The sequence below is a fragment of the Natronoarchaeum sp. GCM10025703 genome (assembly GCF_042661985.1).
Taxonomy (GTDB): domain Archaea; phylum Halobacteriota; class Halobacteria; order Halobacteriales; family Natronoarchaeaceae; genus Natranaeroarchaeum.
Map to the genome: position 1 here is coordinate 830747 of NZ_JBHSZF010000001.1, position 20963 is coordinate 851709.

19 protein-coding genes, 1 tRNA gene and 4 pseudogenes are annotated in these 20963 nt (G+C 63.1%); 13 read left to right on the plus strand and 11 right to left on the minus strand.

Annotated elements, in window-relative coordinates; genetic code table 11:
• Nucleotides 1-2 precede the first annotated feature (2 nt).
• Entirely contained in the window at nucleotides 3-419 is a 417-nt protein-coding gene (locus ACFQH2_RS04660; RefSeq protein WP_377051412.1) for a VOC family protein, read from the minus strand.
• Between the two features lie 84 nt (nucleotides 420-503).
• Complete coding sequence (locus ACFQH2_RS04665) at nucleotides 504-902, minus strand: hypothetical protein (RefSeq protein WP_377051414.1); 399 nt, start codon at nucleotides 900-902, stop codon at nucleotides 504-506.
• Nucleotides 903-979: 77 nt separating this feature from the next.
• On the opposite strand from ACFQH2_RS04665, the gene ACFQH2_RS04670 reads away from it, so the two are divergent.
• The 7 genes and pseudogenes from ACFQH2_RS04670 (at nucleotide 980) to ACFQH2_RS04700 (ending at nucleotide 5739) form a co-directional block, all read left to right on the plus strand.
• Entirely contained in the window at nucleotides 980-1615 is a 636-nt protein-coding gene (locus ACFQH2_RS04670) for an adenylate kinase (protein ID WP_377051416.1), read from the plus strand.
• Between the two features lie 94 nt (nucleotides 1616-1709).
• Nucleotides 1710-2612, plus strand: coding sequence for a DUF106 domain-containing protein (locus ACFQH2_RS04675; RefSeq protein ID WP_377051418.1), 903 nt, complete (start codon nucleotides 1710-1712; stop codon nucleotides 2610-2612).
• A 70-nt stretch (nucleotides 2613-2682) separates the two neighbouring features.
• Nucleotides 2683-3257, plus strand: a pseudogene (cmk, locus tag ACFQH2_RS04680) ((d)CMP kinase).
• A 3-nt stretch (nucleotides 3258-3260) separates the two neighbouring features.
• Complete coding sequence (locus ACFQH2_RS04685) at nucleotides 3261-4163, plus strand: RNA-guided pseudouridylation complex pseudouridine synthase subunit Cbf5 (RefSeq protein ID WP_377051422.1); 903 nt, start codon at nucleotides 3261-3263, stop codon at nucleotides 4161-4163.
• A 38-nt stretch (nucleotides 4164-4201) separates the two neighbouring features.
• Entirely contained in the window at nucleotides 4202-4924 is a 723-nt protein-coding gene (locus ACFQH2_RS04690) for a YqjF family protein (RefSeq protein ID WP_377051424.1), read from the plus strand.
• A 57-nt stretch (nucleotides 4925-4981) separates the two neighbouring features.
• Nucleotides 4982-5458 carry a hypothetical protein gene (locus ACFQH2_RS04695; protein WP_377076493.1) on the plus strand — a complete coding sequence of 159 codons (477 nt, stop codon included), beginning with the start codon at nucleotides 4982-4984 and terminating at the stop codon, nucleotides 5456-5458.
• Nucleotides 5416-5739, plus strand: a complete 324-nt coding sequence (locus ACFQH2_RS04700; protein ID WP_377076968.1) for an endonuclease/exonuclease/phosphatase family protein — start codon at nucleotides 5416-5418, stop codon at nucleotides 5737-5739. Before ACFQH2_RS04695 ends, ACFQH2_RS04700 begins: the two co-directional genes overlap by 43 nt.
• Here the strand turns inward: ACFQH2_RS04700 and ACFQH2_RS04705 are convergent, their stop codons facing one another.
• From ACFQH2_RS04705 to ACFQH2_RS04725, 5 genes are all read right to left on the minus strand, one after another.
• Nucleotides 5740-5964 (minus strand): DUF7573 domain-containing protein, encoded by a 225-nt coding sequence (locus ACFQH2_RS04705; protein ID WP_377051428.1) that lies wholly within the window; start codon nucleotides 5962-5964, stop codon nucleotides 5740-5742.
• A gap of 119 nt (nucleotides 5965-6083) precedes the next feature.
• On the minus strand, nucleotides 6084-6278 hold the full coding sequence (locus ACFQH2_RS04710; protein ID WP_377051430.1) for a cold-shock protein: 195 nt from the start codon (nucleotides 6276-6278) through the stop codon (nucleotides 6084-6086).
• 123 nt (nucleotides 6279-6401) lie between these two features.
• Nucleotides 6402-6986 (minus strand): hypothetical protein, encoded by a 585-nt coding sequence (locus tag ACFQH2_RS04715; RefSeq protein ID WP_377051432.1) that lies wholly within the window; start codon nucleotides 6984-6986, stop codon nucleotides 6402-6404.
• 144 nt (nucleotides 6987-7130) lie between these two features.
• Complete coding sequence (locus ACFQH2_RS04720; RefSeq protein WP_377051434.1) at nucleotides 7131-7892, minus strand: DUF7537 family lipoprotein; 762 nt, start codon at nucleotides 7890-7892, stop codon at nucleotides 7131-7133.
• Between the two features lie 493 nt (nucleotides 7893-8385).
• Nucleotides 8386-8458 (minus strand) — tRNA-Pro (locus ACFQH2_RS04725).
• Nucleotides 8459-8551: 93 nt separating this feature from the next.
• On the opposite strand from ACFQH2_RS04725, the gene ACFQH2_RS04730 reads away from it, so the two are divergent.
• Nucleotides 8552-8956 (plus strand): hypothetical protein, encoded by a 405-nt coding sequence (locus ACFQH2_RS04730; RefSeq protein ID WP_377051436.1) that lies wholly within the window; start codon nucleotides 8552-8554, stop codon nucleotides 8954-8956.
• Nucleotides 8957-8961: 5 nt separating this feature from the next.
• On the opposite strand, the gene ACFQH2_RS04735 is transcribed toward ACFQH2_RS04730, so the two are convergent.
• Nucleotides 8962-9789 carry a DUF7504 family protein gene (locus tag ACFQH2_RS04735; RefSeq protein WP_377051438.1) on the minus strand — a complete coding sequence of 276 codons (828 nt, stop codon included), beginning with the start codon at nucleotides 9787-9789 and terminating at the stop codon, nucleotides 8962-8964.
• A gap of 163 nt (nucleotides 9790-9952) precedes the next feature.
• Between ACFQH2_RS04735 and ACFQH2_RS04740 the strand changes: the two genes are divergently transcribed.
• The 4 genes and pseudogenes from ACFQH2_RS04740 (at nucleotide 9953) to arcS (ending at nucleotide 15227) form a co-directional block, all read left to right on the plus strand.
• Nucleotides 9953-11149 (plus strand): carboxylate--amine ligase, encoded by a 1197-nt coding sequence (locus ACFQH2_RS04740; RefSeq protein ID WP_377051440.1) that lies wholly within the window; start codon nucleotides 9953-9955, stop codon nucleotides 11147-11149.
• Nucleotides 11150-11218: 69 nt separating this feature from the next.
• On the plus strand, nucleotides 11219-11779 hold the full coding sequence (locus ACFQH2_RS04745) for an NUDIX hydrolase (RefSeq protein WP_377051442.1): 561 nt from the start codon (nucleotides 11219-11221) through the stop codon (nucleotides 11777-11779).
• Between the two features lie 25 nt (nucleotides 11780-11804).
• Nucleotides 11805-13273: pseudogene (gene tgtA / locus ACFQH2_RS04750) on the plus strand (tRNA guanosine(15) transglycosylase TgtA).
• 203 nt (nucleotides 13274-13476) lie between these two features.
• Nucleotides 13477-15227: pseudogene (arcS, locus tag ACFQH2_RS04755) on the plus strand (archaeosine synthase subunit alpha).
• Nucleotides 15228-15230: 3 nt separating this feature from the next.
• On the opposite strand, the pseudogene ACFQH2_RS04760 reads toward arcS, so the two are convergent.
• Nucleotides 15231-16587: pseudogene (locus ACFQH2_RS04760) on the minus strand (glycerate kinase type-2 family protein).
• Between the two features lie 419 nt (nucleotides 16588-17006).
• Here ACFQH2_RS04760 and ACFQH2_RS04765 point away from each other — a divergent pair.
• On the plus strand, nucleotides 17007-19190 hold the full coding sequence (locus ACFQH2_RS04765) for a GH32 C-terminal domain-containing protein (protein ID WP_377051450.1): 2184 nt from the start codon (nucleotides 17007-17009) through the stop codon (nucleotides 19188-19190).
• Here ACFQH2_RS04765 and ACFQH2_RS04770 read toward each other — a convergent pair.
• Together ACFQH2_RS04770 and ACFQH2_RS04775 are read right to left on the minus strand one after the other, a co-directional pair.
• Nucleotides 19187-19972 (minus strand): ABC transporter permease subunit, encoded by a 786-nt coding sequence (locus tag ACFQH2_RS04770; protein ID WP_377051452.1) that lies wholly within the window; start codon nucleotides 19970-19972, stop codon nucleotides 19187-19189. The genes ACFQH2_RS04765 and ACFQH2_RS04770 overlap by 4 nt on opposite strands.
• Nucleotides 19972-20877 (minus strand): ABC transporter ATP-binding protein, encoded by a 906-nt coding sequence (locus tag ACFQH2_RS04775; RefSeq protein ID WP_377051454.1) that lies wholly within the window; start codon nucleotides 20875-20877, stop codon nucleotides 19972-19974. The genes ACFQH2_RS04770 and ACFQH2_RS04775 overlap by 1 nt, the downstream gene beginning before the upstream one ends.
• Nucleotides 20878-20963 lie beyond the last annotated feature (86 nt).

A 20963-nucleotide genomic window follows, 5' to 3' on the forward strand; every position in this document is an offset into this window, starting at 1 on the left:
CCCTACTGCTCCAGGATCTCGACGAGATTGTTCTCCGGGTCGCGCAGAAAGCAGATCCGCGTCCCGCTCTCTGTCGTCTGGGGCGGGCTGATCGTCTCGACGTCCTCGGGGAGGTCCTCGTAGAACGCATCGAGGTCCTCGACGTCCAGTCCCAGATGCGTCGCGCCGGGGCGGTTGAGCGCGGCGTCGTCGACGGCCGTCCCCTCCGGTTCGTACTCGACGAGTTCGATCCGGATCCCGTCGGCGTCCAGATGGGCGAACGACCCGGTCGCGCCCTCGACGCCGACGCCGGTCGCAAACGCCTCTCCGGAGACGGAAAACCGCGTGCGGAGGTCTAGCCCGAGCACGTCGCGGTAGAACGGGACGACGCGGTCGAGATCCGATACGGTGATACCGACGTGATGTGCGGTCGCGGGCATACACATAAAGGCGCTCGCGCGTCGCAAAAGCCCGTCGTCCGACCCCGGCAAGGAATCGCCGGCGACGACCGCCTGCCGGGCGACTCAGACTCCCGCGGCCCAGAGCAGGTACTCCTCGTCCTGTTCGTACACCTGCCGGAAGGCGTCCTCGACGAACTGGGCGATACGCTCGTCGTCGGTCCGGGCGAGTATGCGGGCGTTCGTCCCTTCGGCCTCTTCGGGCCGGACGAGTTCGTCGACTGTGAAGGAGGGGTACTCGTCGAGGAGGGATTTGAGCCGGTCGAGCTCAGTGTCCGTACAGTCGAGGTTCAGCGTGTCCTCTGCAAGCTGGATCCACGGCGCTACGGCGTCTTCGTCGGTCGTCTCCGCCGGTAGCTCCGCTTCGAGGGTCAGGAAGGCGCTGTCGCGCTCTCGATGGGCGGCGATGGCGTCCTCCGCGAGCGCGCGGCGGTCTTTGGGCGTCTCGGCATCGAATCTGGTCATACCCGTGCGTTCGAGATAGGCTCTCAAAGGCGGAACGGTTTCTTCAAAGCTTTACATCGGGAGGCTGTTCTTTCAGTATGGCCAGTCCAAACGTACTGCTACTCGGCGCACCCGGGGCAGGGAAAGGTACACAGAGCGCACGAATCACCGAGGAGTTCGACGTCGAACACGTCACGACGGGCGACGCACTGCGCGCGAACAAGGAGATGGATATCAGCCATCTCGATACGGAGTACGATACGCCGGGCGAGTATATGGACGCCGGGGAACTCGTCCCCGACGAGGTCGTCAACGAGATCGTCAAGACGGCGCTGCAGGAGGCCGACGGCTACGTGCTCGACGGCTACCCGCGCAACCTCGATCAGGCAGAGTATCTCTCGGACATCACCGACCTTGACGCCGTATTGCTACTCGACGTCGGTACCGAGGAACTCGTCCGCCGACTCACAGGCCGACGTATGGATCCCGAGACGGGCGACATCTACCACACCGAGTTCGATATGCCCGACGACGAGGAGATCCGCGAGCGTCTCGTCCAGCGCGAGGACGACACCGAAGAGACCGTCCGCGAGCGCCTGCGCGTCTTCGAGGAGAACACTCAGCCGGTGATCGACCATTACGAAGACGAGGGCGATCTCGTCCGTATCGACGGCGAAGGAACTCCCGACGAGGTCTGGGAAGCAGTCGAAGCGACAATCGAGGACGCGGTCTGACCACGCGCAGAGTGGTCCCCCTCGAGCACTTTCTCCTGTGGACCGCTCCCTACGATCACAACTGTTGAATACCCCTCCTCCTAGAAGATAGCAAATGGTTCGGACAGCGGAGAAAGTAGAGACTCTCGTCGAAGAAGACGAGAGTTTCGCCGATGCCCTCGCGGCGATCAAGCGGGCCGCCGACGAGAACGGCGGCGAGGTCAGGTGGACCGACGTCGAACGCGACGTTACCAGCGGCCAGTGGGGCCGCCTGATCGAGAAGGGTGTCCTCAGGAGTAGCGACGGCGGGTTCGAGTTCTCCGATCCCGACGGCGTCGAGGAAGTTATCGACGATAACGGTGATATCTCGCTCCCGGACGAGGAGACTCCCGAAGTCGAAGAAGAGAGCTCCTGGACCCAGTGGGACAAGATGGCCGGCGTTGCAACGGTCGCGATGATGGTTGGATACTACTTCAACCCGGTCCGGGACCTGATCGGCGGAACGATCAACATCTTCCTCGGCCCAATCGACGCCGTGCTCCCGTTCTACGCGGTGATCCTGATCGCCGCGATGCTGACCGGGATGTACTCGACGATCCTGCAGGCAAACCTGATGGACATGGACAAGATGTCGAAGTATCAGGATCAGATGCAGGAGCTACAGGATCGCCGCGAAGAGGCCAAAGAACGCGGCGACGACGAGGCTCTCGAACGCATCCAGGAGGAGCAGATGGACGCCATGGGCGACCAGATCGGGATGTTCAAAGAGCAGTTCCGTCCGATGGTCTGGATCATGGTGCTTACTATCCCCATCTTCCTCTGGATCTACTGGGCGGTCAATGCGGGCCAGCTGACGGCGGCCGAGCAGACGATGATCATGCCCATCGCCGGCGAAGTGACGCTCTCGTCGGGGCTCGTCGGTCCGATGCAGTCCTGGATCGTCTGGTACTTCCTGTGCTCGCTGGGCTTCACCCAGCTGATCCGGAAGTCGCTGAACATCAACACGACGCCGTCGTAGACCTCCCGACTCCCCTCGCCTCGTCATCGAAGTTCATAACCTCTTTTACCGGCAGTCGCTCAGATAGGATATGTTACTAACAGTCTCCGGTCCACCGGGGAGCGGGAAGAGTACCACCGCAGCGGCGCTCGCAGCGGAGTTCGGCATCGAGCACGTCAGTGGCGGCGATATCTTCCGTTCGCTGGCCGAGGAACGGGGCTACACCCTCGCAGAGTTCAACGAGCTGCCGAGGAGGACGACGAGATCGATCGCGACCTCGACCGGCGACTACAGCAGATCGCCCATGAACGCGACGACGTCCTGCTGGAATCCCGCCTTTCGGGCTGGCTCGCCGCCGACGAGGCCGACGTTCGGATCTGGCTCGACGCGCCGCTGTCGGTCCGTGCGGCCCGGATCGCCGACCGCGAGGGGAAACCCGTCGAGCAGGCCGAGACCGAGACCGAAGAACGCGAGGCCAGCGAGCACGAACGGTATCTCGACTACTACAATATCGATATCTCCGACCTGTCGATCTACGACCTGAGTATCAACACTGCACGCTGGGACGAGGATACGGTCTTTACCCTGCTCGTCGAAGGCGTCGAGGGGTACGACGAGGATAGCGACGAAGGCAAGCTACGGGTCGACGCAGATTACGAGTTCTGACTCATGCGTGGCCCCCCAGCAGAACGGACGCCCGCCGAGTTGCTTAGCTTCGGGGTCGTCAATCTCGACAAGCCACCGGGTCCCTCGGCCCATCAGGTGACTGGCTGGCTCCGGGATGCGGTCGGCGAGCACGTCCCGGAGGACGAGTACGCCGGCGAGTGGGGTGCCGCCCACGCGGGGACGCTCGACCCGAAAGTGACCGGTTGTTTGCCCGTCCTGCTCGGCGATGCGACCCGGCTTGCACAGGTGTTTCTCGAAGGGAGCAAGGAGTACATCGCAGTGCTCGAACTCCACGACGATGCCCCGAGCGATATCGAGGCCGTCGTCTCCGAGTTCGAGAACAGACTCTACCAGAAACCGCCGAAGAAAAGCGCCGTCTCCCGGCGGCTTCGAGTCCGCGAGGTCTACGACCTCGAACTGCTGGAAGTCGAACCCCGACAGGCGCTCTTGCGGATCCGCTGTGAGAGCGGTACGTACGTCCGCAAACTCTGCCACGACATCGGTCTGGCGCTGGGGACGGGCGCACACATGGGCCATCTCCGCCGCTCGGCGACCGATCCGTTCGACGACACCGACCTGCAGACGATGCACGACCTCGTCGACGCGCTTGCCGAACTCGACGAGGGCGACGACGGCCCGCTACGCGAGGTCGTCTCGCCCGCCGAGCGCGCACTTACCCACCTCCCCCGCGTGACTATCGCCGAGTCGGCGGCCCGCGAAGTCGCAGAGGGAGCACCGGTGTACGCGCCCGGCGTGCTCGGTGCCGAGGGCGTACGGGACCAGGAAGCGGAACCGCTGGTCACGTGTTATACGCCCGACGACGCGGCGGTCTGTCTCGGACGCCTGACCGGAGATGTCGAGGCGGAAGACGGCGTCGTCGTCGAACTCGAACGCGTTCTCGTCTAGACGACAGGTTTCAGAGGCCGGCGTCCTAACGCTCTCGTATGTCCGACAAACCGCGCGCCCTCTCGATGCGCTGGGAGGACGTGCTCTTTGCACACTGGCCCGTCGACCCCGCTATGGTCCGACCGACGCTTCCCGACGGCCTCGACGTCGACCTGTTCGAGGGTGACGCCTATCTGAGCGTCGTCGCGTTCGTCATGAGCGACATTAGCCCGAGCGGCGTCCCGTTCGGCCTTTCCTTCCCCGAGTTGAACCTGCGCACCTACGTCACCCACGAGGATGGGCCGCCGGGGATCTACTTCTACAATCTCGACGCCGACGACCGGATCGGCGTCCCCATCGCCCGCAAACTGTTCGGTCTGCCGTACTACCGCGCGGAGATGGATGTCTCTCGTACGTCCGAGAATGTCCGATTCAGAAGTCGACGCACTCACGACGGCGTCCCGCCCGCATCGTTCGACGCCGAGTATCGGGCAGTCGGGGAGCCACACCAACCCGAACCGGGTACGCTGGAAGCGTTTCTGACCGAGCGCTATCGGTTCTACGCGGTCGGCCAGGACAGGCTTCCGTCAGTCGATATCGGTGGCGATCAGCTCTATGCTGGCGATATCGCGCACGAACCGTGGACCCTGCGGGACGCCGAGGCGGAGTTCGACCGCAACGACCTGTTCGAGGCCGCCGGGTTCGAGATGCCCGAGGGGGAGCCGATCTGTCAGTACGGCCCCGGGATCGACGTCACGGCAGGCCGGGTCCAGCGGCTCTGAGTCGAGAGACATTTGATCCGGCCGAACGGACACCCTGACATGACCGCTCTCTGGACTATGAGCTACAACGTCCGGTACGACACGCCCGGGGACGGCGACGACGTCTGGGACGAGCGCCGGGATGCCGTCGCGGATATCGTCCGCTCTCGCCGTCCGGCTCTCGTCGGGTTTCAGGAACCGCTTCCCCACCAGCTAACCGATCTGCGCGAGCGGCTTCCGGCGTACGAAATCGTTGGCCGGGGGCGGAACGCCGATGGCGGCGGTGAGCGCTCACCGATCGGGTTCAGGCGGGACCGGTTCTCGGTGCTGGACCGGGAGACGCTCTGGCTCTCCGAGACGCCCGAGAATCCTGGTAGCGTCGGCTGGGACGCCGAACTCCCCGGATCGCGACCCGGCTTCGGCTTCGCGACGAACAAACTGGGCGGACGCTCACCCACTGTAACACGCATTTCGCACACAAGGGTGAGCGAGCACGGCGCGAAGCGGCGTCCCTGCTCGCTCGACGACTTGACGGCGACGATCCGACGATTCTGACCGGCGATTTCAACTGCGAGGCCGACTCCCCACCGTATCGACGACTCGTCGACGCCGGGGTTCGCGATGCTCGATCCGCGAGCGAACTGCCTCCGTTCGGTCCCCACACGACGCGGACGGATTTCGGTTCGCTCCATCCCGACTGGATCATCGATCACGTGTTCGTCGATGGCCCCCTATCAGTCCGGCAGTGTGGCACCTGTTCGGAGACGGACCGCCGGCACCGGTATCCGTCCGATCACCTGCCCGTACTGGCCGAACTGCGGTACGAAGACCGGTAGCTACCAGGTCTTGCAGGCCGCACAGACCATCCCCTCCTCTCCGGTCCACCGTTTCGTAACCGCCTCGCCACAGGCCGCACACTCTCCTCCCGCGTCGTCCCACGCGTAGGTGACGGTTGCCGGCGACGTCTCGTCGCGCGCTGGCTTGTCGGCGTCGCCCTCTTTCTCGCCCTCCGACTGGCCGTCCGTCTCGACAAACTCCGTCAGCGACGAATCTTCTGGCACGGCCGTCGCTACTCGGTAGTGCTACAAAACCGTTTCGCGCGGCGAGGCCGCCGCTCAGGGGTAGCAGCGACGCCGACGAGCGCGTCGGCGTCAAAAACCGTCAGAACTGCGGCAGCGACTTACAGTCGGGTGACTTCGGTCGCGCGCGGCCCTTTGGGTGCCTGTTCGATTTCGAATTCCAGTTCCTGTCCCTCTTCGAGGTCGGGGCCGCCGATATCTTCCATGTGGAAGAAGACGTCCTCGTCCGCGTCCTCAGTCTCGATGAAGCCGTAACCGCCTGTGTCGTTGAAGAAATCGACCGTACCTTCTGCCATAGCGACTACATCGAGACTACCGAGACTCATAATGGTTGCGGAGTTGCCTACTTACCCCGTCGAGACACTCCCTTCTATCAGAAACAACCGTGTAGATACTATACAGTTTCCCCGGAGCGACCCTCACTGGGGGCAGTCGTCGGCATCGACCGAGCGTTTCTCCGACCCCTGCTCGATCGGTCGTAGCTCCGCCGAGTCGAGATCTATCACGGCCGCTACTCCTCCGTACTCGTGCGTTTGATCGTGTCCACGGACGACGACGCAGTTCACGTCGTCCGGAATCTCGACCGTTTCGGATCTGGTAAACGGCTGTTGGGAGTGTGCGTGCGCGAGGTTCCGTCGGCCCAGACGCGTCCCGTCTACTCGCTCTACCTGCCACCAGTTCGCGTAGCCGTCTTCTCCCTCGTCGTCGTGATGGAGCATCACGTCGAACGTGTACGTCCCGCCTTCGCTCTCGAAGGCGACGTCGACGACGTTTGCCTCCCGGAGGTCTAACTCGTCCGTTTCGGGGTCGTCTCCGTCCTGATCGTTCTCGTCCGGATCATCTCCGTCCGCATCGCTCTCATCCGGATCATCTCCGCCCGCATCGCTCTCATCGGGATCATTCTCGCCCGAGTCGTCGAGACAGCCACCGAGACCAGCGACCGAGACGACGCCGCCAATGCTACCCAAGAGACGACGTCGCGAGCGAGACCGGACTGCATCCATATCTACTCCTTCGGGAGGAGATAGAAAAAGTCCCGCTCGTCCCGTCTGCTCACCGAAGCGAGGAGTCACTCACGCTATTTGGTAGTTCTCGCCGCGTCGGTGGCACCTCGCCTGCGAAGCTCTCGGGACTTCGAATGGACTGCGTTAGGCGTCCGTCTGCTCGCCGGCCGCCGTGAGCCAGTCGGGATCCTCGACGACTGTCGAGCCGACATCCGTGAGCGAGTAGCTGAACGTCATCGTCTGTTCGACGCCCTCTCCGTCGACACCCTCGCCGGTCCAGCTATCGTAGCGGACCAAACCGTCCTCGTCGACCAGCACCGCGTAGTCGAACGCTGTCCAGGTGAACTCGTCGTCGGTGCCCTGTGCGGCGATCCAGGCCGGCTGGTCGCTTCGCTCGTAGCGCGTGACGGTGACGCCGTCGTACGTCTCAGTTCCGACGACCGAGAACTCCGAGAGATCGCTCCCGCTCGTAATAGAGCTCTCGACCGAGAACAGGGTGTTCTCCGGGGTGAACTCTCCCGGGGCGGTCTGATACGTCGCCTCCTCGCCGTCGCCGTATCGCACGTACGACGTGCCGTCGGCGTAGAAACTCTCGTAATCGTTGGTCACTTCGTCCCGGTTCGTCATCAGCATCCCGAAACTGGATCGTTCGTTCACGTAATCGACGGCATGCGTGTATCTCGTTGTGCTTACACCGTCACGCTCGGTGGTGAACTCCATCTCCCAGACGGAGGTATAGCCCCCAGCATCCAACACTGCAGCCGTTCGGTTGTCGACGATCATCACTTCTCCGTCGGTGCCATCATCGGGTTCATCTGCTGGATCAGTAGAACCAGTTCCGCCGACACAGCCAGCAAGTAGCACGAGTGCAACGACAAAGATGGTCAGGCCGAATCTTTGTTTCATGTGTGTCTCACGCCGACCAGGTATAAATAGATAGATTCCAGCTATTTACTGCGGTCTGTTCTGCAGGAACGGGCAGGTAATTCATGGTACCGTTTGTGGGGGTGATATGGGGCCGGTCACTCGTACAATGACTGTCGCTCACGGGATTGTTCGCGACAGCAATATGGGGCCGCTCGGATTTGAACCGGATGCAGACGTGCTCACTACGTTGCGCGCGCCTGCCAGGGTTCAGATCCGAACGGCGTGTACGAGTCGCTCGTCACGTCCGTTCCTCGCAGAATCGATGGGGCCGCTCGGATTTGAACCGGATCAAGGATTCAAATCCTCACTCGTGCAATGACTGTCGCTCACGGAATTGTTCGCGACAGTAATATGGGGCCGCTCGGATTTGAACCGGATGCAGACGTGCTCACTACGTTGCGCGCGCCTGCCAGGGTTCAAATCTTCACTCGTGCAATGACTGTCGCTCACGGAATTGTTCGCGACAGTAATATGGGGCCGCTCGGATTTGAACCGAGGTGGCGAGCACCCAAGGCTCGAAGGATACCAAGCTACCCCACGGCCCCGTACCCTTCTCTTCGGTAGTCGCTATGTAAAGCGTTTCGTTCTCGATGTGTGGGGCAATAATGTTTATTAACCCTGACACGACAAAATGTGGTATGCCTACAAGGAACGATTCGGTTCTCACCGATTTTGATGCTATCGGTGCTCTCGACGCCGTACAGAGCCGGATCGGTGACGACCTTCTCGTCTGCGCTGAGTTCATCCCCGAAGACTTTCATATCATCTACGCCAGTGACACAGGGCTCGATGAGTACGAGAACGAGACCGATATCTGGGTCGTCGGCGACGTCATCCACGAGTACATGAACGTCGATTTCCTCGAACGAGAACTGTTCGAGGATCTCTATCCACAGGTGACCGAGACGAACGCCTTCGTCACGTACACCGACTACGCCGCGATCATTCGGGTCCTCAGCGGCGGCGAGGGACTGTATCTTTCCGTCGATCCGGATACCCCCGTCTCAGAGATCGTCAGCGAAGTCACGGACATACTCGGCTAACGATATCACTCGCCCGCGTCATCGTCTTCGAGTCGGTCGAGTCGATCCGCTATCTCGTCGTCAGTTGCCTCCGCATCCCCACTCTTCGTAGTCTCCGTACTGGTGGACAACTCGGCGTCCTCGATGTCGTCGTCCATTCGGGCCGCGATATCGCTGTCGGAGGCCTGTGACGACCCCGACGTGGCCGGGATGCCGTCACTCAGTGATGCCTCGGATGTCGTTTCCCTGTCCTCTAGCTTGGACTCGTCGATCAGTGCATCCGCATTTTCCGGATCGACGATCTCGCCGAATAGCGACGAGTAGGTCGCTATCAGTTGCTCGTCGTGTTCCTCTGGATCGATGTGGAAGTGGGTCACAACCTCCGTCTCGGCAAGGCGTCCAAGCAGGGTGTGCAGGAACTGAAACACTACCTCCGGGTCCGAGTGGACAAGCAGTCCGGAGATGGAGTCGAAACACAGCACGATCCGGTGGCCGTCGCTCGACCAGGTCTCACAGAACTCGCTCACTGACGCTCCGATATCGGTCAGCGCCGCGGGATCTTCCACGATATCCGTTGCGACCGGCGCGTCGAAATCCGGTTCCGTCGGATCCGCCGAGCGCAACACGTCTCCGACGATGATCTCCCCACGTTTCTCCGGTTGTCGTCCCGTGGTCCCCGTATCGAGTCGGGTTCGATCGGTGATATCCTGAGGAAACCTGACAGATAGCTCTGCCCGGTTCGTGGCTTCACCGACATCGAGTAGCGTGTCACAGCAGTGGTCGGCGTTCGTGCCGGACGCACCGAGTAGTAACACTGACGCCCCCTCGGAGACGTCGATCATTTCGTCACTCAAGCGTATTCTTCTGTTCTTTTACATGGATTAATAGTTTTGTATCGGTCTCACCGTTCCAGTCGTGTGAATTTTCATCGACGGCGGTCGGCCTACCGCCTGACGAGACGGCCCCTTCGTCCGGTAGTTTCTGCATACTAATATGGTGTGCTCCGGACGTGGAGGCATGGACACGGAGGAGGGCCAGGACGCGGTACTTATCCCGACCGGGTTCGATCCGGGGAGTTATTCCTGTGTACGGTCGCTCTCGCGACGGGGAATCCGGACGATCATCGCCTCTGAGCACGACGACGTTCCGGCGTCGAGATCCCGGTTCTGCGACGAAACCGTACGGATCCCGGCCCCAGACGAGGATCTGCTTGACTACCGAGACGCACTGCTACGGATCGCCTCGCGGCAGGACGTGAAGACGATTCTCCCGATCAGGCCACAGGACACGTATCTGTTCTCGCTGTACGAGTCGGAGTTCGAGGCGCACGTCTCGGTGGTAACGCCACTGATGGAGACGCTTCGAGTGGTCCACGATCGGATTCGGCTGACGGCGGCCGCCGAAGCCGCGGGCGTGCCAGTACCGGATACCCGTCTCCTTTCCGACGTCGAGGACACCGACCGCGAACTGATCGTCAAATCGCGCTACAATCTGCTGGCCAGCGAGTATCTCGATTCGTACTCGGAACGGGAGTCCGCGACCGCAAAATCCGTGAGCCACTATCGCGCAGGCGACGAACTCGATCGAGCGGAACTCACCGAATCGATGGGCCACGACCCGATCGTACAGGAGTATATCCCGTCGAGCGACGAGTACGTCTTCGGGGCACTCTACGACCACGGCGAGGCGCTCGCGACCTTCCAGCACCGGCAGATACGCGGGGACTCCTACACTGGCGGCGGTGGCGTCTACAGGGTCTCCGTCGATATCCCGGAGCTAGATCAGGTGGGACGGAGGCTTCTGGACAGCATTGATTACCATGGTCTCGCCTGTATCGAGTATATGCGCCACGAGGAGACCGACGAGTTCGTTCTCACGGAGATCAACCCACGGCTCTGGCAGTCGCTTCCCTGTGCCGTCCGGGCCGGGGCCGATTTCCCGTGGTACTACTGGCTTCTCGCGACCGGTCGGCCCGAAGCGATAGACCCGGAGTACGAGGTAGGAGTCGGGACCCATCTCCTGTACGGTGAACTCGGCCACCTCCAGAGCCTGTTCACCGACGACTCCGCAATCGTCGGCCGTCCGTCAGTCCCGGGAACGGCGTGGGAGATACTGCGGTCGTGCTACGAGGACCCGAACTTCGACAATCTCCGGGTCGACGACCCACGTCCGTTTGTCACGGGTCTCAGTCACGTTCTGAAGAACACGACGTAGCCCCCGGCTACTGTCGCGATTGCCCGCAGGGCGAGAGGTTTTTGCACGCTCCGTTGTAAGTGATGGGACGTGACTGAAGATTCACTTTCGTGGGAGACGTTCGGCTCCCGGACTGCGTACTCCTGTCCCGGCTTCGACGTCGTGACCGACGACGTGCGCCTGCCCGACGGGACCGAGACGACCTTCGATTATCTTACTGAACCACCGGCAGTCGTCGTGTTGCCGTTCACTGCCGACGGCGACGTCGTCGTCATCGAGGAGTGGCGACAGGCCGTGGACCGCATCAACCGCGGACTCCCGGTTGGGACTGTCGAACCGGACGACGAGTCGCTGGCCGCCGCCGCCCGGCGAGAACTCCGGGAAGAGACCGGCTACGAGGGACGGGAGTTCGAACACCTGACGACGGTCGAACCGATGAACGGTGCTACAAACAGCGTTCACAACGTCTTCGTCGCCCGGGGCTGTGCGCCGACCGCCGAGCAGGAACTCGACGACAACGAGAGCATCCGCGTCGAGACGACGACGTTCGACGACCTGCTCGCCGCAGTCGAAAACGACGAGATCCGCGACGGGCGGGCCCAGCTGGCAGTGCTCCGATACGTGCTGCTCGCCGACGAACGGAATCCTTAGGCCGTCACCTGCCCTCCACCCGACCATGCGCGACCATTTCGAGTTGCAGGACGCCGACGCTGGGGGCGGATCGGAGAGCTAACCGTCCCACGAGCAGGGGTCACCGTCGAAACGCCGGCACTGTTGCCGGTGATCAATCCGAACCTTCAGACGATATCACCCGCCCGCCTCCACGAGGAGTTCGGCGCGGAGATTCTCATCACGAACTCTTATATTATCCACAACAACGACGACCTCCGCGAGAGCGCCCGCGAGCAGGGGCTTCACGAACTGCTCGACTTCGACGGTGCGATCATGACCGACTCGGGGTCGTTTCAGCTCTCCGAGTACGGGGAGATCGACGTCACGACCGACGAGATCCTCAGATTTCAGCGCGAGATCGGCTCCGACATCGGTACGCCGGTCGACATCCCGACGCCGCCGGACGTCTCCCACGAGCGAGCAGAAGCGGAACTCGAGACGACCAAAGAGCGCATCGAGGCGGCAGAATCGATCGATACGGGCGAGATGCTCCTCACGGCTCCGGTCCAGGGGTCGACGCATCCCGACCTGCGCGAGCGGGCTGGGGCCCACGCCGACGGTACGGACCACGACGTGTTCCCGATCGGTGCAGTCGTCCCCCTGATGAACGAGTACCGGTACGGCGACATGGTCGATGTCGTCGCGGCCGCCAAACGCGGACTCGGCGTCGACGCGCCGGTCCACCTGTTCGGTGCCGGTCACCCGATGATGTTCGCGCTCGCTGTCGCGATGGGCTGTGACCTGTTCGATTCGGCTGCCTACGCCCTGTACGCCCGGGACGACCGCTATCTCACCGTCCGCGGGACCGAACAACTCGACGACCTCGATTACCTCCCCTGTTCCTGTACGGTCTGTACCGACTCCACTGGCGAGGATCTGCGTGCGCTCAACGCCAAAGCACGCGAGGAAGCGCTCGCGGCACACAACCTCCACGTCACCTTCACGGAGATCCGGCGGATCAAGCAGGCCATCCGGAGCGGCGACCTGCTCGAACTCGTCGAGGAGCGCGCACGGAGCCACCCTGCGATGCTCGACGGCTATCGGGCGCTCTGTGAACACTCTGAACAACTCGAACGCGAGGACCCCGTCTCGAAGAGCACCTTCTTTTACCTCTCCAGCGAGAGCGCGAACAGGCCGGAGGTCCATCGCCATCACCGCCGACTCGACCGACTCGATCCGGAGGGACAGGTCCTCCTGACCGAGGGCGATAGCTCGAACAACTACGACGAATCCTGGCGCATCGTCCCGCCGTTCGGGCCGTTCCCGAGAGCCCTTTCGGAGACCTACCCCCTCACGGCGGAGGTTCCCGACCGACTGGATGCGAGCGCCTACGAGGCCGCGGCCGACGGCGTCGCCCGTCTCGTCGAGTCGAACCCCGACACCGAGTTCACACTCGGCCACTGGGACTGGCCCGCGTCGGCGCTTGACCGGGTTCCCGAGCGCGTCGAATCGTTCTCTCTCGGCGACCCGTAGGACGCCCGTCCACACGTTTATATCGCAGCGAGCGGCCAGCGGCGTCCATGCACTGACCCCGCTCCGGAGCGGTTCGCGGCTGTGTGACACGCCGCTTCGGAGGTCGCCGATGTCGCCTGTTCGCCATGCGCCCTGACGCCACCGCGGAGCCCTGGCGATCCGGGACCGATAGTCTCTTTCACGCACCGCGACAGCGGTATAGTATGACCGATTACTTCGAGGTGCTGGAGCGGGACGGCGCGGCCCGGATCGCCCAGCTCCGCCTCTCCGACCCGGTAACCACGCCGGCGCTCGTCGACGACGTCGTCGAGGACGCCGGGAGCCTCTGGCCCGAGGAGCGCGAACTGCCAGCGGGCGACGAGAGCGCTCTCACCGTTCTTCCCCACCGCGGCTTTCCGGCCGGCACTGCAGACGAGGTCAAAGAGTCGTTTGCCGTCGACTACCCCGATGTCGAGTATCCGAGCGCCGTCGCCGTCACGCCCGACACTGCCGAGAACTTCGGAGCCGACGCCTACGTGCTTTCGGACGTCCAGGGATCGATCGGCCACGGTAGTGCGTTCCGTGATGCGATCATCGAGACGCGTGATTCGATCCCCGCCGACAGCGGACTTTATCTCTCCGGCGTCGCCACGCCGGTCAACGTCGCTACGCTCGTCTACGCGGGCGTCGATCTGGTCGACGAACATCGCGCGGTTGTGAAAGGACTACAGGGCAAGTACCTCACCAACGAGGGCGAACACTTCCTCGAGGATCTCAGCGAACTCCCCTGTGCCTGCCCGGCCTGCCGGCAGCCAGTCGGCGAGTTCGACCGTGAGGACTGTGCCGATCACAACGCTAACGCGCTTCGTGCGGAACTCGGTCGGGTTCGCGAACGGATCCGCGCCGGCCGACTTCGCGACTACATCGAGGGGCAGGCCCGCCACGAGCAGTGGTGTACCGCGGCCTTCCGCGAATTCGACCAGCAGTGGTCGTATCTCGAACAACGAACGCCGGTCCTCAGACGCTCCGAACTGGTCTCTGCGACCGAGGACACGATCCGCCGCGTCGAGATCCAGCGCTTTGCCGAGCGAGTAACCAACCGGTATCAGAACCGGTTTCGAACCCGCTCGTGCTCGTCCCCTGTTCGGCGACCAAACCCTACAGCGAGTCACAGAGCCACGGCCAGTTCCACGAGGCGATCGGCTTCCGCGGCCACGTCGTCTCGATGACGAGCCCTATCGGCGTCGTCCCACAGGAACTGGAGTGCACCTACCCTGCCCAGCACTACGACTCCGTCGTCACCGGTCGCTGGTCCGAGGACGAAAAGCGGTTTGTCGCGAACGTCCTGCAGGCCTACCTCGAACGCAACGAGTACCCGTCGGTGATCGCGCATATCCCCGACGAAGGCTATCGCGACATCTGCGAGCGCGTCGAGGACGCGCTCGATCTGGAGTTCACCTACACCGTCGAGGAGCACCCGACCGACGAGGAGTCGCTGGTCAACCTCGCGGGCGCGCTGGAGGGTGAACTCAAGTACTCGAAACGCGAACGCGAAAAAAACACTGTGCGGGCGATCGCAGACTACCAGTTCGGCGACGGTGCGGGGGACGCGCTTTTCGAGGACATCACGATGGAAAGCCGCTATCCGAAACTGCGCGTCCACGACCCCGAGGGCGAACAACTCGCCGCGATGGTTCCCCAGTACGGCGTCCTTTCGATGACTCTCGCGGGTGGGCGACAATGGGTCGAGAGCGACGCACCAACCAAACGCATCGAGATCGACGCGTTCGTTCCGCACGGCGACGTGCTCGCCCCCGGCGTCGTCGACGCCGACGACGAGATCCGGGTTGGCGACGAAGTGGTCGTCGAGGGACCGAAAGCGTTCGGCGTCGGCCGCGCCGAGATGAGCGGTCCGGAGATGGCTGAGAGCACTCGGGGCGTCGCGGCGTCGGTTCGCCACGTCGACGAGCAGTAACGTTCACTCGTCGATCACGAACACGCGGAGGTCGTTGACGTTCGTTCCCGTTGGCCCTGTTTTGATCAGCGCGTCGCTCTCGTCGAGGACCGGATAGACGTCGTTCCGGTCAAGTGCCTCGCGTGCGGTCGTCCGGTCGACAGTCTCGCACTCGACGATCGCACCGGCCGCATCGGTTGCGCCGTCGATGCCGTCCGTATCCACGCTTGTAACCACGATAGCGTCGGCGTCGAGTTCGAGGCCGGCGCTCAGCACGAACTCCTGGTTGGGGCCGCCAGCCCCGTGGTCATCGGCGAGGGTGACGGTCGTCTCGCCGCCCGACAGCAACACGGCAGGCGGGGCAACCGGGGTCGCCGTAGCGAGACACTCCTCCGCGATTGCGGCGTGAGTTTTGGCGGCCTCACTGGCCTCGCCACGGACGCGACTGGAGAGGACGAGCGGGGTGTAGTCCCGGTCCTCGGCAACCGCTGCGGCGGCGTCGATTGCGGTTCGGCCGTTCGCGACGACATGCCGGTCGACTCTCTCGAACGCGGGATCGTCGCATGTCGGCGTCTCGTCGAGTTCGCCCGCCTCGCCGCGACGCAGATGGGACCGAACGGTTGCTGCCTCGATCCCGTACCGGTCGAGCACCTCTCTCGCATCGGCATAGGTCGTCGGATCCGGCGAGAGTGGCCCGCTCGCGATCACGCTGAGATCGTCGCCGATCACGTCGCTGATGACCAGTGCGACGACGGTTGCCGGGGCCGCACGCCGTGCGAGACGCCCCCTTGATCCGCGAACAATGCTTGCGGACGGCGTTTATCTCTCCGATCGTCGCACCGCTCGCGAGGAGCGCCTCGGTCGTTTCCCGGAAATCATCGAGCGAGAGGTCGCCGGCCGGAGCCGGAAGCAGGGCGCTGCCGCCGCCGGTGAGCAGTCCGATCACGAGGTCGTCCTCGCCGGCCTGCTCAACGACGCGCTCGACGCGTCGGGCACTCTCGACGCCGCGCTCGCTCGGAACAGGATGATCGCCGGGCAAGACATCAACTGCCCGGGTCTCGACGGGGTCGTCGGTAACGACGGTACCGCCGGTGATCCGATCACCCAATACGTTCTCGACGGCCGTGGCAAGATGTGCCGCGGCGTTGCCGCCGCCAGCAAGTAGTATCGACTCGTGCTCGCTCAGGTCGTAGCCCCTGGACTCTTGTTCTACTACTCCGCTCACCTGCAACATCTCTCCATCCAGTTCGAGCGCGTCGTCGACGACTACCTCGGGGTGGGTGGCGTTGATACCGGCCTGGAGACAGTCGAGTGCGAGCGAGCGGGAGGGTGACTGTCGGAGTTCGTCTCGGTTATCGATAGTCTCACGTGGTGGCGTCATGTTTGCGGGGGATCTCCGTCGGTGTCAGTCGGTTGCACGGGTGTCGAAACGATCGACCTCCCGGACCGTAAGCAGTTCGACGGCACTGGGTTCTCTTGCCAGCACAGCCGATCGTCTGCGTGTGTCTCCGGGATGAATGATCTTGCACGATATCTCGTGGGCCGAACCGATACCGCTCAACGATATCCAATGCGGGCGGCGTACCAACCGGGAGGGGGCTGGTCAGCATCGGTTATATAGATGTTTACTACATATATTGTAAACTTCTTCGGCAACCACGCGCCGCCGTATCAGCCGGTGAGCGTATGCGAACGAACTCAGCGCGATAGACCGTAAAACCCGCATACTGGGAGTAGAGGCCCTGAAAGACGGTTCTGTGTCGCCACATCTATTACGCTCTGGCGTCTGAGTCCCAATAGATGAACGATCTTCCGGACTCCGTTGGGTTTCTACTGGCGGACGAGCCGTCACCCGAACAGCGTGCCGCGCTGAACTGGGCGACCAACGCCGGGATCGAGGCCGACCGAGTCAGTTTCGGCGACCTTGCAGAGGGGACGGTCTCGCTGTCACGCTACGACGTCCTGTGGTGGCACCGCAACGAGACCGTCGACACTGCCGAGCGGCTTGACGCCTGTATCGACCCCATCTCGGAGTGGGTCGAAGACGGGGGCGGCCTGTTGCTCTCACTCCGGGCAGTCGAAGCGGTCGCACCGCTGGGGATCGACCCCGTTGCCCCGGACGCGACTGGCGAGGTCGAACCGGAACACGAGATCGGACTCCTGTGCAAATCGATCTACGCCGACCGGCCCGTCTTCGGCGGGTTCGAAGACCTCCGTCTTCCGACCCGCTCGGCACACGGCACCCAGCAGTTCGCACGGTACGACGCGGTGTTGCCAGAGCACGGCGACGTGCTGGCGAGTACGATCCGTGCGAAAGAAGACGTTCCCCACCAGCCAGCGCTGATCGGCTGGCAGGTCGGCGACGGCGACGTCGCCGGACTCGGGACGGCAGTGACCTTCGCCGGCGAAACCACAGACCGTTGTGATTACAACCGGACGGCGCTCCTTTGCAATCTCCTGTCGGTACTGGATGGCGAGGAACGCCTGACCGAGGGTCGACCGAAAGACGTCGAACAGCTAACGACGATGCGCGAGACGCTGGCGACCGACCCCCACCGACCGCAGTACCACGTCACGTCGCCCGCGAACTGGCTCAACGACCCGAACGGACTCATCCACTGGAACGGCGAGTTTCACGTCTTCTACCAGTACAATCCCGGTGGGCCGTATCACGACACGATCCACTGGGGCCACGCTGTCAGCGAGGACCTGGTCCACTGGGAGGACCGGCCCGTCGCGCTGACGCCCTCGCTCGACGGCCCGGATCGGGACGGCTGCTGGTCCGGGTGTGCGTTCGAGGACGACGGCACCGTCCGGATCATGTACACCGGCGGGCGCGGTGACCTACAACTTCCGTGTCTGGCCACTGCGACCGACGAGCGACTCGATTCGTGGGAGAAAGACCCGGAAAACCCGGTGATAGACACCCTGCCGGTGGACCCGCCGCTCCGGTCGACCGACGACTGGGCAGTAGAGTTTCGCGATCACAACGTCTGGCAGGAGGACGATACCTGGTACCAGCTGATCGGTTCGGGCGTCGAGGACGGCGGTGGCACCGCCCTGCTGTACTCCTCGAGCGACGACGAACTCAGACAGTGGTACTACGAGGGGCCGATCCTCACGGGCGATCCGGAAACTGATGGCTCGATGTGGGAATGTCCCGAACTGCTCGACCTGGGCGAGAAACAGCTACTCCACATCTCGAACTACGACGAGGTCAGATATTACCTCGGGGAGTACGAGGACGGCGAGTTCGAGACGGAGCGCACGGGCCAACTCGACTACGGCGACTTCTACGCACCACAGTCGCTTCGGACAGACGACGGACGGGTTCTGACCTGGGGCTGGATCTGGGAGGCCAGAGACGCGAGCGCCCAGTGGGACGCGGGCTGGTCGGGCGCGCTCTCGCTCCCTCGGGAGATCGAACTGGCCGACGACGGCACCCTCCGCCAGCGCCCGGCAGCCGAACTCGAATCGCTGCGCGAGCGACACGTCCACGAGGGGGGCCGATCGCTTCGCGGCGAATGGGAGACGCTCGACACGAGCGGCATGGCGTACGAGCTATCGGCCGAGATCAAACTCGACGATGCCGAAGCCTTCGAGATCGTGATCGGCGAATCGCCGGACGGCGAGGAACAGACACCGATCAGATACACGCGCGACAGCCAACTCGTCGTGGACCGGAGCCACTCCAGCCTCGACGATCATACCTCTAAAATGCCCGATCAGATGCCGATCTCGCCGATCGACGAACCCCTCTCGCTCCGACTGTTCGTCGATGGCTCGGTCGTCGAGTTGTTCGCAAACGACCGGCACTGCCTGACGACGCGGATCTATCCCACGCGCGCCGACAGCGATATGCTCTCCATCCACGCGAAGGGCGGGACAGTAGAGCTACCGGAGTTCGACGTCTGGGAACTCGGCCGAGCGTGGGGCGAGGGCGGCCCCATGTCGAAAGAGGCTGTCGCCGCGCGCACCGATTAGACGTCCTTTCGGACGAACCAGACCGTGCTGGCACCGACGAGCACGAGGGTAATCCCGATCAGGACTGCCGCCCCGACCGGATCGTAGACGTTCTTCAGGAGGATCTCGTTCGGATCGAAATAGCGCATCGGCGCGATTGCGCCGGCCGCCTCGTACTCCGTCCCTTCGAGCAACGAATCCACGAGAAAGAGCGCAAACGTGCCGCCGAGGGCGACCCGCTGGGCGACTCCCGTCCGGTCAAACGCGACCGAACAGAGCAGGCCGATCCCCGCACAGGCGAACAGATAGGGGATCGCAAACAGATGGATCGCCGCCAGCGCGGCGAGTGCGATGGACTCGTCGATCAGCCAGACGCTCACGAGGATCACGGGCGGGACGAGCACGTTGACGAGAACGATCGGCACGGCCAGCGAGGCAAACTTCTCCGCGAGCAATCGCGGTCTCGACACCGGCATCGCCAGCAGCGTGTCCATCCGACCCCGATCGACCTCGTCGGCGATCACGCCAGCGGCGCTGTAGGCCATATACAGTCCGAGCAGGATGACCCAGCCGAAGACGTATAGCTCGAAGGAGAGAAAGCCCTCGATCGACGCCATGGTTTCGACGTCGAACAGTTGGATGAGTTGGGGCGGATACGCCTCCAGTAGCTCGTCACCGTCGAAAGAATCGCTAAACGACGGGTAGACCCAGATCACCATCGCCGCCAGCGCGGCCATCCCGGCGGAGAGATAGATACTGCCTCTGATCCGCTTGGTACCGTCGTACCGCAGGAACTCGAACATTAGCGCTCACCGTAGAACTGCAAGAAGACGTCTTCGAGCGGTGCCTCTTCGATCGACAGGTCGAGCAGTGTGTACTCGCCGAGGTGGGCCAACAGCGTGTTGATGTCGCCGGTGAACGTGAACGTACACTCGGTGAACGCATCGGCCGTGTCGACGTCTCGTCCTGCCGTTTCGAGGTCGTGGACGCCCGCTACGTCGAGGGCGTCGAGCGGGATCGACTCGTCGGCGTGAATCCTGACCGACTTGCCGGTCCGTTCCAGCAGCGCGTCGATCGGTTCGATCGCCGCCAGTCGACCCTCACGGATGATGCCGACGCGGTCGCAGAGTCGGCGCACTTCGCTCAAGACGTGTGAGGAAAAGAACACCGTCACGCCGTCGCGTTTCTCCTCGCGGAGGAACTCTGCGAAGCGCTGTTGCAGGAGTGGATCGAGCCCGCTGGTCGGCTCGTCCAGTACGACGAGATCCGGATCGTGCATGAACGTCGTAACGAGACCCAACTTCTGGACGTTCCCCCGAGAGTAATCACGAACCGGCCGATCGAGCGGTGGCTCGAACAACTCGATCAGTTCGTCCCGGCGCTCGTCGCCCTTGACGGCGGCGTGCAGGTCGAGAATCTTCGTGCCCGTCGCGTCTTCGTCGAACCCCGGCTCGTCGGACAGATAGCCGATCCGGCGTTTGGCCTCGATGAGGGCCGAACGGTCCGTGATGTCGTGGCCGAGCACTCGCGCGGAGCCGCTAGTCGGGGAGATAAAGCCCAGCAGAGTCCGTATCGTCGTCGTCTTGCCAGCCCCGTTCGGGCCGAGATAGCCGAAAATCTCGCCGGTCGCGACCTCGAAGGTGAGGTCGTCGTTGGCGAGGACTTCTCCGTAGTCCTTCGTCAGACCGTCGAGTTCGATAGCTCCCATACTGGAGGCTACTCTCTGACACCTTTTGATTATACGGGTAGGCTGATACGAAGTTGGGGTGGGGGACCAGGTGGGTCAGTACTCGC